12 protein-coding genes are annotated in these 11,817 nt (G+C 67.7%); 4 read left to right on the top strand and 8 right to left on the bottom strand.

Annotation, left to right across the window (positions count from 1 at the left end; translation table 11 throughout):
- Nucleotides 1-86: 86 nt before the first annotated feature.
- The 3 genes from BGO20_RS18855 to BGO20_RS18845 all read right to left on the bottom strand — a co-directional run bounded on the left by BGO20_RS18855 (nt 87) and on the right by BGO20_RS18845 (nt 2,949).
- Complete coding sequence (locus BGO20_RS18855) at nt 87-1,535, bottom strand: methyl-accepting chemotaxis protein (protein WP_291660755.1); 1,449 nt, start codon at nt 1,533-1,535, stop codon at nt 87-89.
- Nucleotides 1,535-1,846 (bottom strand): hypothetical protein, encoded by a 312-nt coding sequence (locus BGO20_RS18850; protein ID WP_291660757.1) that lies wholly within the window; start codon nt 1,844-1,846, stop codon nt 1,535-1,537. The genes BGO20_RS18855 and BGO20_RS18850 overlap by 1 nt, the downstream gene beginning before the upstream one ends.
- A 104-nt stretch (nt 1,847-1,950) precedes the next feature.
- Entirely contained in the window at nt 1,951-2,949 is a 999-nt protein-coding gene (locus BGO20_RS18845; RefSeq protein ID WP_291660759.1) for a P1 family peptidase, read from the bottom strand.
- Between the two features lie 165 nt (nt 2,950-3,114).
- On the opposite strand from BGO20_RS18845, the gene BGO20_RS18840 reads away from it, so the two are divergent.
- Entirely contained in the window at nt 3,115-3,738 is a 624-nt protein-coding gene (locus BGO20_RS18840) for a Spy/CpxP family protein refolding chaperone (RefSeq protein WP_291660760.1), read from the top strand.
- A 97-nt stretch (nt 3,739-3,835) separates the two neighbouring features.
- Here the strand turns inward: BGO20_RS18840 and BGO20_RS18835 are convergent, their stop codons facing one another.
- Nucleotides 3,836-4,078 carry a PsiF family protein gene (locus BGO20_RS18835; protein WP_291660761.1) on the bottom strand — a complete coding sequence of 81 codons (243 nt, stop codon included), beginning with the start codon at nt 4,076-4,078 and terminating at the stop codon, nt 3,836-3,838.
- Nucleotides 4,079-4,288: 210 nt separating this feature from the next.
- Here BGO20_RS18835 and BGO20_RS18830 point away from each other — a divergent pair, with 210 nt between their 5' ends.
- Nucleotides 4,289-4,441, top strand: coding sequence for a hypothetical protein (locus BGO20_RS18830; RefSeq protein ID WP_291660763.1), 153 nt, complete (start codon nt 4,289-4,291; stop codon nt 4,439-4,441).
- 83 nt (nt 4,442-4,524) lie between these two features.
- Here BGO20_RS18830 and BGO20_RS18825 read toward each other — a convergent pair whose 3' ends face one another.
- The 3 genes from BGO20_RS18825 to murI all read right to left on the bottom strand — a co-directional run bounded on the left by BGO20_RS18825 (nt 4,525) and on the right by murI (nt 6,777).
- Nucleotides 4,525-4,776 (bottom strand): hypothetical protein, encoded by a 252-nt coding sequence (locus BGO20_RS18825; RefSeq protein ID WP_291660764.1) that lies wholly within the window; start codon nt 4,774-4,776, stop codon nt 4,525-4,527.
- A 214-nt stretch (nt 4,777-4,990) separates the two neighbouring features.
- On the bottom strand, nt 4,991-5,608 hold the full coding sequence (gene rpsD / locus BGO20_RS18820; RefSeq protein WP_291660766.1) for a 30S ribosomal protein S4: 618 nt from the start codon (nt 5,606-5,608) through the stop codon (nt 4,991-4,993).
- Between the two features lie 302 nt (nt 5,609-5,910).
- The gene (murI, locus tag BGO20_RS18815; protein ID WP_291660767.1) at nt 5,911-6,777 is read right to left on the bottom strand and encodes a glutamate racemase; all 867 of its coding nucleotides are present in this window, start codon (nt 6,775-6,777) and stop codon (nt 5,911-5,913) included.
- Nucleotides 6,778-6,913: 136 nt separating this feature from the next.
- On the opposite strand from murI, the gene BGO20_RS18810 reads away from it, so the two are divergent.
- Nucleotides 6,914-7,840, top strand: coding sequence for a bifunctional helix-turn-helix transcriptional regulator/GNAT family N-acetyltransferase (locus BGO20_RS18810; RefSeq protein ID WP_291660768.1), 927 nt, complete (start codon nt 6,914-6,916; stop codon nt 7,838-7,840).
- Nucleotides 7,841-7,843: 3 nt separating this feature from the next.
- Here the strand turns inward: BGO20_RS18810 and BGO20_RS18805 are convergent, their stop codons facing one another.
- Nucleotides 7,844-9,178: a flavin monoamine oxidase family protein gene (locus tag BGO20_RS18805; RefSeq protein ID WP_291660770.1), complete on the bottom strand. Its 1,335-nt coding sequence runs from the start codon at nt 9,176-9,178 to the stop codon at nt 7,844-7,846.
- Nucleotides 9,179-9,511: 333 nt separating this feature from the next.
- Between BGO20_RS18805 and BGO20_RS18800 the strand changes: the two genes are divergently transcribed.
- Entirely contained in the window at nt 9,512-11,764 is a 2,253-nt protein-coding gene (locus tag BGO20_RS18800; protein WP_291660771.1) for a TonB-dependent hemoglobin/transferrin/lactoferrin family receptor, read from the top strand.
- Nucleotides 11,765-11,817: the final 53 nt, after the last annotated feature.

The raw sequence follows: 11,817 nt of genomic DNA, 5'->3' as shown, positions 1-11,817 counted from the left end.
TTTTCAGTGTGCCGGATCGTTCCGGAAAGGAGATTTCACCGACCGGCCGATGCTATAGCCGATTTCGCGTTTCCGGAACAATTCCCTCAGGCCGCGCGGATGTGGCCGAGGAACTGCGCGACTTCCTGGTCGAGGTGGGTCGATTGCTGCGAAAGCCGATCGGCCGAATCCGCGATCTGGCCGGCGGCGACATCGGTCTCTGTCGCCATGCGGCTTGCGAACTCGATATGCTCCCCGGCGACGACGGTCTCGTTCGCGACGCGGCCGATATTGGCGGCGAGCCCCACGGCTGCGGCCGTCTGCTGCTCGACCACCGCGGCGACATGTCCGGAAATGCGGTTGAGCGAGCCGATCGTGTCGTTCATCGCATCGATGGCGGAGATGGCGGTCTTGCTGGAGGTGTGGATCGCGTCGATCTGTGACTGGATCGCCTCGGTCGCCTGCGAGGTCTGCTCGGCGAGCATCTTGATCTCCTGGGCAACCACGCTGAACCCGCCTCGGGAATGGCCGAGCCGGGCAGCCTCGATCGAGGCATTCAGCGCGAGCAGGTTGGTGTGCTGTGCGATCGTGGAGATGGTGACGACGATCGTGCTGATCTCGTCGGCCTTGCGCGAGAGATCGGCGACCGACTCGAGCACGGCCCCGGCCTGCCGCGTGGTGTCGCCGACGACGCGCGTGGTTTCCCCGACCTGACGGTCGACCTCGGCGAAGGAATCGGCGAGCTCGGTCGTGACCTGCCCGACCGCCTGCACATTCGCCGACATTTCGCGGGACGACCGCGAGGCGACGGTGGAGCGCTTGGAAACCTCGCCCGCACCGCTGCGCATCTCCTGCGAGGCGAGATGCAGCGACTGGACCGATTGCACCAGGTCGCGGGTGATGCCGGTGATCCTCTGCTCGAATTCGTTGGCGATCCGATGCAGAATTTGCCGTCGCTCGCCGGCGGCGCGGGTGGTCGTCTCGGCGACGTCGCGCCGCGCCTCGTCGGCGGCCTTGCGGGCGATGTCGGCTTCGTGGCGCTCCTGCTCGGTGGTCTGCATCGAGCGGTTCAGCGCATGCACGATCCAGCTCAGCGCGGCCGCCTGGACGACCACGATGGCCGCGTGCAGCAGGACGCGGTTGACGTCGCTGCCGTTCGGGAAGACGCCGGCGGCGTAGAACAGGCTGAGCAGCAGGTGGTGCAGTCCGATCACCGCCGTCGCCGGGACGAAGATCCGCCAGTCGAGCCAGCCGGCGAGCACGGCCAGCATGGCGAAGAAATACATATGCATGTCGGCCTGGTAGGGATGCTGCCGGAAGGCGTAGACGAGCAGCATCACCTGGCCGAGCACGGCGACGCTGCTGGTCTGCCGGGTGACCCAGCCGGTACGGTCGATCATCCAGGCGAGCGTGGCCATGGCCGCGAAGACTGCGCCCGCGATCGGGATCATCCCATCGCCACGGGCGGCAATCAGGCCGAGAAGAGCGAAATTGGCCCAGAGCACGGCCATGAGCAGCGGCGCGAAGCGACGGCGAAAGCGTTCGACGCTGCTCATCAGGTCCTCCAGCGGCGGAAGCGGGCGCAAAGCTGCGCGACGGAGCCGTCCAGAACCAGCCAGGCCCCGGAGCGGTAGAGGGCGGTCGGAAAGCCGGCGTCGTCGGCAATGGTCGTGATCGTTGCCGAGCCCGTGTCGATGTCCAGAAGGCTGCCGCCGGCGCGCGCCACCGCTTCCGACATCGCCCGCGCGGAGCTTCCGGCGGGAAAGAAAGCGACCAGCGGCCGGCCCGGCTCCGGCCACATCGCCGCCAGGAAGGCGGTCACGACGATCGCCGCTGCCAGAAGCAGGCCGAAGGCTATCTCACGCATGCGAAGCCCCCCCCGGCTTGCCGACGCTGCTCGATAGTACTCGCCCAGGTTGCGCCGAATTGGTTGCCGGCCGGTTAAGTTCGGGGGCCCGCGAGCGGCCTCGTTCAGCCGCCGAAGCGGTCGCGCCAGGCCGGCAGCGCGCCCGGGAAGGGCAGCGCCGTCGCGGCATGGACGCCGCGCCCTATCGCACGCGCCAGGACGTCGGCCGCGGTGGCGCAGAGCTCGGTCAGAGCGAAGGCATCCGAGGGCGCGCCGCTGTAGCCCGTCGCGGCGGCGAAGACGATGTCGCCGTCGAGCGGGGCGTGGGCCGGGCGCAATGCCCGGGCGAGGCCGTCATGGGCGGCGAGCGCGAGCCGCTTCGCCTGCGCCTTGGTGAGTACGGCATCGGTCGCGACCAGGGCGATCGTGGTGTTCCGCCCGGTGCCTCCCTTGAAGCGCAGCGCGGTCTCGGCAGGGGTGATCGCCGCCGGCCAGCCGAGACCGCCGAACTCGGCGCTGTGCTCATAGGGCGCCGCCCAGAAATGCGGCCCGTCGCCGATCGTGGCGCTGCCGACGGCGTTGACGGCAACCAGCGCGCCGACGATCTGGCCGGTTGCGGCGCGGGCGCTGGCCGAGCCGACACCGCCCTTCAGGTTCACCGTCGTTGCGCCATAGCCGGCGCCGGCAGTGCCGAGCGCGAAGTCCGGCCCGGCCGCCTGCGCGGCCTCGGTGCCGAGCCGGCGATAGGGCGTCTCGCCGTTACCGCGTGCCCAGGGCTTGTCGCCACCGTTCATCAGATCGAACAGGATCGCCTGCGGCACGATCGGCACGCGAAAACTGCCGACCGGGAAGCCGCGGCCCTGGCTCGCGAGCCAGCCCATGACGCCATCGGCGGCGCCCAGCCCCCAGGCCGAGCCGCCGGCAAGCACCACCGCGTCGATATGCTCGACGGTCATTTCCGGCTGCAGCAGGTCGGTGTCGCGGGTGCCCGGCCCGCCGCCGAGCACGGCGGCGGAGGCGACCGCCGGGCGCTCGAACACCGCCGCCGTGACACCGGTGGCGGCGGTTGCATCGTGAGCCTGGCCGATGAGGACGCCACGGACATCGGTGATGAGGTTGCGCATGGAGATCCGAACCGAATCGCGCCGGACGCGTTGGCGTCACATTACGATCTTTTCATGCGCGAGCCATCGCCGGTTCACGCGCTGGAAGCGACCGTGATGCCATCGCCAATCGGCTTCGAGACCCGCTGAGCGACACGTTACAGGCTGTCCCCCGAGGAGACCTCCATGAAACCCATCGTCCTGATAGCCGCATCGTCCATCGCGGCACTCGCCAGCACCTTCGCCCTGGCCCAGCCGCAGACCGTCCCTTCGGCGGGCGGCGACAAGAAGCAGGAGCAGACCTCCCAGACGCGCGAGCAGCGGCGCGAGGAATGGCGCCAGCGCCGCGCCGAGCAAGCCAAGGCCCGGATGGAGCAGCGCTTCGCCAAGGTTCGTGAGGATCTGAAGCTGAAGCCCGAGCAGGTTCCGCTCTTCGACAAGGTCGAGGTGCTGGTCAAGCAACGCTCGGAGCAGCGCCGCGAGCACTGGGCCGCCCTGCGCGAGGAGCGCGAGAATCTGCGCAGCGCCGACATGATGGAGCGGATCGACGCGCGCGCGAAGCGCCTGGGCGAGAGGGCCTCGGCAGCGAAGGAACTGGCCGACACGGTGAGGCCGCTCTGGGCGACCTTGAGCGACGAGCAGAAGACGGTGATGCGCCGCTCGGTGCGGCAGGCCATGGCCGATGGCCGCGAACGCTTCCGCGAGATGCGCGAATGGCGTGGCCGCCACCATGGCGGCGGCCATGGCTGGGGCTGGCACCGCGGGAACGGCGATGGGCCGGATCGCGGCGGTTACGACGACTACGAGTGACGATTTCCCGCGCTGACGGGAAGAGGCCGGCCCTTTGGGCCGGCCTCTTTTCTTATCCAGTCTTATCCAGGCCTGGCTTCCGTAGCGTTCGGCGCGATCAACCGCCGACGGCGTCGGAGACGCATTTCTTGGTGAAGCTGGCCTTGGCGGCGCCGGCCAGCTTCTTGTCGGCCGCCTGCTTGTCGCAGGTCGCGGTCGCATCCTTCTCGCATCTGGTCATGAAGCTCGTCTTGGCGGCGCCGGCGAGCTTCTTGTCACCGGCCTGGACCGAGCAGCTCTGCGCATGGGCAAAGCTCGCGCTGCCGGCCAGCACCAGGGCGATCAACAATGTTCTGGTCATGCGAATCACTCTCCGAGCGTGGGACCTATCCATGACGCTACGGCATTGCGGCTTGATTGAGAACGGAAGCGGCGATGCCGGCCGCAATTCCGCCAAACTTTCTAACACACGGAACTGACAGCGAATTTCGATATTCACCATATCTGTTCAAGTTGGATTCATGGCTTCCCGTTTACCCTTTGTCAGTCAATGCAATGCGAGGGGTGAGCCATGAAGAGCATGTGGCTGACATGGGGAATGCGGAGCTTCATCGGTTCCGTTTTCGTCATCTGTCTGTTCGGACCTTATGCGCTGTCGATCCTGATCGGCTGCCTCGGCCTCGGCTGCTACTATTTCCGCGACGAGGTCGGTTCGCATCTGTAAGCGCTGGCGCGATCTGCCCGGCGAAGGGCAATGAAAAGGGGCGCCGGACCGGGCGCCCCTTTTCATTGCGTGCGATGGTCGGATCAACGGATGCGGCGCAGATGGCAGATCTTGACCTTTCCGCCCCGTCCGTCGGCGCGCCAGACACAGCCGGAGTGGCGTGGCTGGCGGTCGTAGAGATGAATGACGGCGCGGCGGTTGCGGTTGAAGGTCTGGTTCGAGAAGTCGTGGCCGCCGACGCGGACATTGCGGCGCAAGCGCACCTCGGCCTGCGTCGTGCCCGCCATCAGCACAAGCCCAGCCGCGATGGCGAGTCGAGCCAGCTTAACGATCATCGGCTTCGAGGCGCTGTGCGCGCTGCGGCAGGTGGGCGGGCAAAACGGGCATGCGCATGCGGCGAGGATAGGTTCGCTGGCGCGCCGGTTCAAGATTTGGCCGTTTGCGGCCTGGACGGAGGACGGGCGAGCGGCCCGAGACAAGAAAAAGGGGACGGCGACACGCCATCCCCCTGCATATCGTGACTGGCGGCGGCGAGCCACCGCGACTGCATCAGCGCGAGTAGAACTCGATGACGAGGTTCGGCTCCATCTGCACCGCATAGGGCACGTCCGTCAGCGTCGGGGTGCGGGTGAAGGTGGCAGAGAACTTGGTATGGTCGGCGTCGATGTAATCAGGCACGTCGCGCTCGGCCAGGGCGGCCGACTCGATGACGATGGCGAGCTGCTTCGACGAGTCCTTGACCGCGATCACGTCGCCCGGCTTCACCTGATAGGAGGCGATGTTGACGCGCTTGCCGTTCACGGTGATGTGGCCGTGGTTGACGAACTGGCGGGCGGCGAACACGGTCGGCACGAACTTGGCGCGGTAGATCACGGCGTCGAGACGGCGCTCGAGCAGGCCGACGAGGTTCTCGCCGGAGTCGCCCTTGAGGCGGATCGCCTCGGCGTAATAGCGGCGGAACTGCTTCTCGGAGATCGAGCCGTAATAGCCCTTCAGCTTCTGCTTGGCGCGCAGCTGCGTGCCGAAGTCGGAGGGCTTGCCCTTGCGGCGCTGGCCGTGCTGGCCGGGGCCGTACTCACGGCGGTTGACCGGGGACTTCGGACGGCCCCAGATGTTCTGACCGAGGCGGCGGTCAATCTTGTATTTCGCCTCATGGCGCTTCGACATGTCGCGTGTCCTCTCAGGTTCGCGAGTTGAGGACCGCGCCCTCCTGTCCCTGGCTGCTTGCCGGCATCCGACGGATGCCGCTTTGGCGAAGCTGCCATTTTCTCTGCACCGGACATATCCGAAAGGCGGAAGCCGCTTTTCGATCCGATGCACCGGGGCGACAGATCCAGCTTCCGAAGAAGAGCGGATCACGGGTGCGGAAAAAACCACGCGGCCCCGTGAGGAGCCGCGCGACGGCGCTCTAGAACCACGCGCCGGGCGATTTGTCAAACAGGGACTGCGAAAGTCTCCCGGACGATCGCTCAGTTGCCGAGCGGCATCGGCTCCAGCAGGATCTGCGCCAGGCCATAGCCCGCGAGGGCGATGCGCAGCGGCCCGGTCAGGCTGTCGCCGCCCGTGAAGACCGCGGCGGCGTCGTGGCCGGCGAGCCCGGCCTCCCGAGCGGCCGGCAGCAGTTCGGCGATGCGGCGGGCGATGGCCGGGGCCGGGTCGATCCACTCGACAGGCCAGGGGGCGAGCCGTTTCATCCGGTCCAGCAGCAGCGGATAATGCGTGCAGGATAGCGTGACGACATCGGTACGCCGGCCCGCCGCCTCGACGAAGCAGGGCGCGATTTCCGCTGCGAGCACCGCATCGTCCACGGGCGCGCCCTTCAGGGCCTGCTCGGCGAGGCCGGCGAGCCGCGTCGCCCCCACCAGCGTGACCTGATGGTTCGCGGCATAGGCCTCGATCAGGCCGCGGGTGTAGTCGCGGGCGACCGTGCCGGGCGTCGCCAGCACCGAGATCAACCCGCTGCGGGTCGCGGCCGCAGCCGGCTTGATTGCAGGGACCGTGCCGACGAAGGGGATGGCGAAGCGCGCCCGCAGCGCCGGCAGAACCAGCGTCGAGGCGGTGTTGCACGCGATGACGACGAGGTCGGGGTGGAAGCGCGCGACGAGGCGCTCCATCACGGCCAGCACCCGGGCGACGAGCTCGTCCTCGCTCAGCCGCCCATAGGGAAAGCCGGCATCGTCGGCGGCATAGACGATGTTGGACCCGGGGCAGGCGCGCGTGGCGCGCCCGAGCACGGTCAGGCCGCCGAGGCCGGAATCGAAGACGAGGATGGTGGGTTGGGGGCGGGGGATCGCGAGGGGACGATGGCCCGTTCCGGCGAGGAGATCGACCTGCATGACAGCGCCGCGAAATGTCAAAGCCCGATACCGCCAGAGAGCCGTTAAGCGAGCGTCAACGCTTGCCGAACCGCTTGTGTCAATTTTAGTTGACTCTGTCTACTAAATGGAAGTCTGCTCTTCAGCAGGAGGGACCATGGCAGAGTGCGAGACAGAGGCCGTCGCGGCCATCCGCCGGTTCAACCGGTTCCATACAAGCTGGATCGGCGCGCTCGGCGGCAACCTGCACGGAGCGGGCTTCGCGCTGACCGAGGCGCGCGTGCTCTATGAACTGGCGGAGCGGGGCGGCTGCCTGGCGGTGGAGCTCTCGCGGGATCTCGATCTCGACCCGGCCTATCTCTCGCGCATCCTCAAGCGCTTCGAAGCACAGGGTTGGCTCGAGCGGCAGCGCTCGGATCTCGATGGCCGTGCCTTCCGCCTGCGCCTGACGGCGGCGGGGCTGGCCGCCTTCCGGCCGCTCGACCAGGCTTCGCGTCAGCAGGCCGAGGCGCTCCTGGCGAGGCTCTCTCCGGCGGAGCGCGGCAGGCTCGTCGGGGCGCTGCGCGACACGGAGGCTCTCTTCGCGGGCCGGAGCGCGGCGCGGCCGCGACCTTCGATCCGCGAGCACCGCGCGGGCGATATCGGCTGGGTGATCTCGGCGCATGGCCGGCTCTACGCCGAGGAATACGGCTGGGACCTGAGCTTCGAGGCGCTGGTCGCCGAGATCGCCGCCAATTTCCTGCGCGGCTTCAAGCCGGGGCGCGAGCGCTGCTTCATCGCCGAGCTCGAGGGCGAGCCGGCCGGATCGAGCTTCGTCGTCGAGCACGATGCCCACACCGCCAAGCTGAGGCTCGTCCTCGTGGAGAAACGAGCGCAGGGGTTGGGGCTCGGCAAGGCGCTGGTCCGCGAGGCCGTCGGCTTCGCGCGTGCCGCGGGCTACCGGCGCATGGTGCTGTGGACGAACGACATCCTGCATGCGGCACGGGCGATCTACGAGGCCGAGGGCTTCCGGCTCGTCGCCGAGGAGAGGCATCATTCCTTCGGCCGGGACCTGGTGGGCCAGAACTGGGAGCTCGTGCTCTGAGCGTCAGGCCTTGAGCCGCATCAGTGCGGCCGCCGCCGCGCGGCCTGCCAGCGTCGCGCCGCCAACGGTCATGGCGCCGCCGCCCGCCGTCGCCTCGCCCGCGATGAGGAGGCGGCCGCCGATCGGCAGGGCAAGCGCCTCCCGTGCCGCGTCATGGCCGGGCGCGCAGACCGAATAGGAGCCGCGCGCGAAGGGGTCCGTCCACCAGGCCGGAAACGCCGCCGCCTTCACGGTCTTGCGGAAATCGCCGCCGATCATCTTCGCCAGCAGTTCGGTCGCGTGGGCCCGCGCCTCGTCCGGCCCGGCCTGCGAAAGCTGGCGGGCGAAATCGCCGCCACAATAACCGATGACGATATCCTTGCCGTCCGGATACATGTCGAAGTTGATCAGCCCCTCCGGCTTGCCCGATTCGAGAAGGCTGGCGCCGGGCGAGATGCCGAAACGATCGCCCTCGACCTTCAGCGCGATCTTGGTGAGCGCACCCATGTGGAGCCCGTCCAGGGCGTCACGCGTGGCGGCGGGCAGGGCAGGCGAGAAGCGGATCGCCTCCGCCTTCAGCACCCCGACCGGCACCGTGACGATGCAGGCCTTGGCCCGCAACGTGCCCGAGCGGGTGGTCACGGCCACCGCGGAGCTGCCCCAGTCGATCGCGTCGACCGGTTCGTTCAGGCGCAGGTCGAGGCCGGCGCCGGAGCGGGCGACCAGATTGCCATAGCCCGACGGCACGACGAGGTCGTCGCCCGACCAGAGCCGCTGGTAGTCGCGGGCCGAAATGCGGCTCGATTCCTCGCCGATCGACAGCAGCAGGCCGGAGGTGGCGATAGGTGCCATCTCCGGCCCGAGGTCGCCCAGCAATTCGGCGATCGACATGTCCCGCGCGCCGATGTCGAGCGTCTCCAGCCGGCGGTCGATCTGGCGGAAGGCGTCGCGGCGGCGCGCGCGGTCGGCCGCCGCCATCGGCCTGCCGTCCGCGAAGGCGCGGAAGCCTCCGCCGCCGGCTTCGGGCGCGGTCTCGATGCCCAGCTCCCGGGCGATGGCGACCCAGGGATTGCGCTCGGCCCAGTGGATGTACATCGCACCGGCGTCGTAGGCCGGGCCGAGAGACGCGTCGGTGAAGGCGCGCCCGCCCGTCCGGCTGCGGGCCTCCAGCACGACAACGCCGCGGCCCGCCGCCTTCAGGGCCTGTGCCGCGGCGATGCCCGCGGCGCCTGCGCCGACAACCACCACATCGATGTCGGCCGCGCGCGCGGGAACACGGGCGAGCGAGAGCGCGGCGGCCATGGCGCTGCCTCGGGTCAAGAGCTTGCGTCGATCGATGGAGACGTAGCCTGCGTTCATGACGGGAAGATGCGCTGCTTTTCGTACGAGGCAATGACCTGCCGGACGCCGGAACCTCTCTGCGCGATCACGAGATCGGGAGCCGGTAGACGGCCTCTGCAAGGTTCGATGTTGTTCTACATTGGAATAGTTATTTGTTAGACGATTTCTATTGTTATGCTTTAACCTTCGACTCCAATTGACATGATGTTTCGTAAATAATAACGCAACTCAAGTCTTATGAATCATAAGACTCTGTTTTTATTCATTTTAAACTGCAAGTTCCGCTGCGAACCGGCATCGGCAGAATGGGGTTGGGCGATGAGTGTCGATTTTTGCAGGCTTCGCGGAGGCGTGGCCTTGGGAACCATGGCGATGTTGCTGGCGATGGCGTCATCGGCCGAAGCGCAGCAAGCCGGCCGGCAAGGGGCCTCGACTCCGCCGGTCTCGACGAGCGACGCCGTCGTGCTCGACCAGATCAACGTGCAGGGCGAGAGCGAGGCGGGCGGCGCGCTGGTGAGCGGGCCGACGACGACGCGGGTGACGCGCCAGGAACTCGACCGCGAGCAGGTGCAGAGCCTGACGGATCTGTCGAACCGGGTCGAGGCCGGCATCACCTTCAACCGGCAGACCAATTCGCTGAACATCCGCGGCCTCGACGGCGCCCGGGTGCTGACGACGATCGACGGCATCCGCCAGCCCTTCCTGGTCGACACGCGGATCAACCGCGGCGCCCAGAACGCCTTCGACTTCGATTCGCTTTCCACGCTCGACCTGCTGCGCGGCGGCAGCGGCGCGAGCACGCTCGGCAGCGGTGCGCTCGGCGGCGCGCTCGCGGTACGCACGCTCGATCCGGAGGACCTGCTGCGCAACGGCCGTTCCTACGGCGCGCTCGCCAAGACCGGCTACGACAGCACCGATAGGGCCTGGTTCGGCAGCGCGGCGGCGGCGGCCAGGATGGACAACACCTCCGTGCTGCTGCAGGGCGGTTTCCGCAACGGCCACGAGACCGACAACCGCGGCGACGTCAAGACGATCGGCGCGACGCGGACCGCGCCCAATCCGGGCGACTTCAATCAGTACAACTTCCTCGCCAAGATCTATCAGCAGGTCGGAGAGCACCGCTTCGGCGTGACCGGCGAGTTCTTCAAGCGCTCCGACCGCACCCAGACCCGGACGAGCACGGTTTCGCCGACCGGCAATTTCCGCCCCGGCTCACACCAGACCGGTGAAGACGTCGAACGCAATCGCGTCTCGCTGAGCTACGATTACAAGCTCCCGGGCTCGTTCTTCGACGAGGCCCATGCTGTCGCCTACTGGCAGAGGCTGAAGCGCAACGACCTCGTGAATGCGTGGCGCTACACCAGCATCGTCGGCCCCTATGGTCGCGACAACCAGAGCGAGGAGAACGCCTACGGCTTCAACGGCCACCTCATCAAGAATTTCCAGACGGGAGCGATTTCGCACCGGCTGATGCTCGGTACCGAGCTGCGCATGTCGTCGCTCGAGCAATACTCGTCCGGCATCGACAACTGCCCGGCACGCCCGGCCTCCGGCATGTTCTCCGCGCCGTACACGACCTGCAACAACCTGCATACCAATCAGGCGGACCAGCCCAAGGTCGACGGCAGGCTCGTGGGACTGTACGCGCATGACGAGATCGGCCTGCTCGACAACCGGTTGCGGGTGACGCCGGGCGTCCGCTTCGACTGGTACGAGGAGAAGCCGCAGAATACGCCGGCCTATTCGGCCGGTGGTTCGCAGCCGAACGGCCTGCCGCCGTCGTCCAGCGATTCGGCCTGGTCGCCGCGCATCCGGCTCGAATACGATATCCTGAAGAACGCGCCCTGGGCGAAGGACGTGACCGTCTTCGCACAATGGGCCAAGACCTTCCGCGCGCCCACCGCAAACGAGCTCTACGGCCGCTTCGGCGGACCTGGAACCTATCTGCGTACCGGCGATCCCACCCTGCGGCCGGAGATCGGCAACGGCATCGACGTCGGCCTGCGCTTCGGCGACAAGCAGCTCGGCGGCTCGATCACCTACTTCCACACCAACTACCGGAACTTCATCGAGCAGGTGCAGGTCGCGCCGCCCGGTGGCCTGTATCCGCAGGGTGGCGTCTTCAGCTTCCAGAACATCAATCGCGCGGAAATCCAGGGGGTCGAGATCAACGGCCAATACGCCTTCGCGCCGAACTGGCTGGTCCGCGGCTCGTTCGCCTATACCCGCGGCCGCAACAAGGACGACGACACCTTCCTGAACTCGATCCCGCCGATGCAGGGCATCGTCGCGGTGGCCTACGGCACGGAGCGCTGGGGCGCCGAGGTGTCCGCCAAGCTCGCGGCGGCGCGCAACGACGTCGCGGCGACGACCGGGACCGATGCCGGCTTCCGGGCGCCGGGCTATGCGATCTTCAACGCCTCGGCCTGGTGGCGGCCGATGCCGGAGATCGCCGACCTCGAACTGCAGGTCGGCGTCTACAATATCTTCGATCGCAGATATTGGGACGCGGTCAACGTGCCGACGGGCACGCTGGCGCAGGCCCGCGACTACTATTCGGAGCCGGGCCGCACGGTGAAGGCGACGCTGAAGTATCAATTCTGACCGGGATGTTTCGAGACCCCCCGATCAGACGAGCCGGCCCTTCGGGGCCGGCT

This window comes from Allobosea sp. 67-29, assembly GCF_001898115.1.
GTDB lineage: Bacteria > Pseudomonadota > Alphaproteobacteria > Rhizobiales > Beijerinckiaceae > Allobosea.
This window is presented reverse-complemented; position numbering and strand designations above follow the sequence as displayed.

Coding starts and splice junctions, on each gene's coding strand:
- BGO20_RS18855 (WP_291660755.1), bottom strand. CDS start 1,535: ATGAGCAGCGTCGAACGCTTTCGCCGTCGCTTCGCGCCGCTGCTCATG.
- BGO20_RS18850 (WP_291660757.1), bottom strand. CDS start 1,846: ATGCGTGAGATAGCCTTCGGCCTGCTTCTGGCAGCGGCGATCGTCGTG.
- BGO20_RS18845 (WP_291660759.1), bottom strand. CDS start 2,949: ATGCGCAACCTCATCACCGATGTCCGTGGCGTCCTCATCGGCCAGGCT.
- BGO20_RS18840 (WP_291660760.1), top strand. CDS start 3,115: ATGAAACCCATCGTCCTGATAGCCGCATCGTCCATCGCGGCACTCGCC.
- BGO20_RS18835 (WP_291660761.1), bottom strand. CDS start 4,078: ATGACCAGAACATTGTTGATCGCCCTGGTGCTGGCCGGCAGCGCGAGC.
- BGO20_RS18830 (WP_291660763.1), top strand. CDS start 4,289: ATGAAGAGCATGTGGCTGACATGGGGAATGCGGAGCTTCATCGGTTCC.
- BGO20_RS18825 (WP_291660764.1), bottom strand. CDS start 4,776: ATGATCGTTAAGCTGGCTCGACTCGCCATCGCGGCTGGGCTTGTGCTG.
- rpsD (WP_291660766.1), bottom strand. CDS start 5,608: ATGTCGAAGCGCCATGAGGCGAAATACAAGATTGACCGCCGCCTCGGT.
- murI (WP_291660767.1), bottom strand. CDS start 6,777: ATGCAGGTCGATCTCCTCGCCGGAACGGGCCATCGTCCCCTCGCGATC.
- BGO20_RS18810 (WP_291660768.1), top strand. CDS start 6,914: ATGGCAGAGTGCGAGACAGAGGCCGTCGCGGCCATCCGCCGGTTCAAC.
- BGO20_RS18805 (WP_291660770.1), bottom strand. CDS start 9,178: ATGAACGCAGGCTACGTCTCCATCGATCGACGCAAGCTCTTGACCCGA.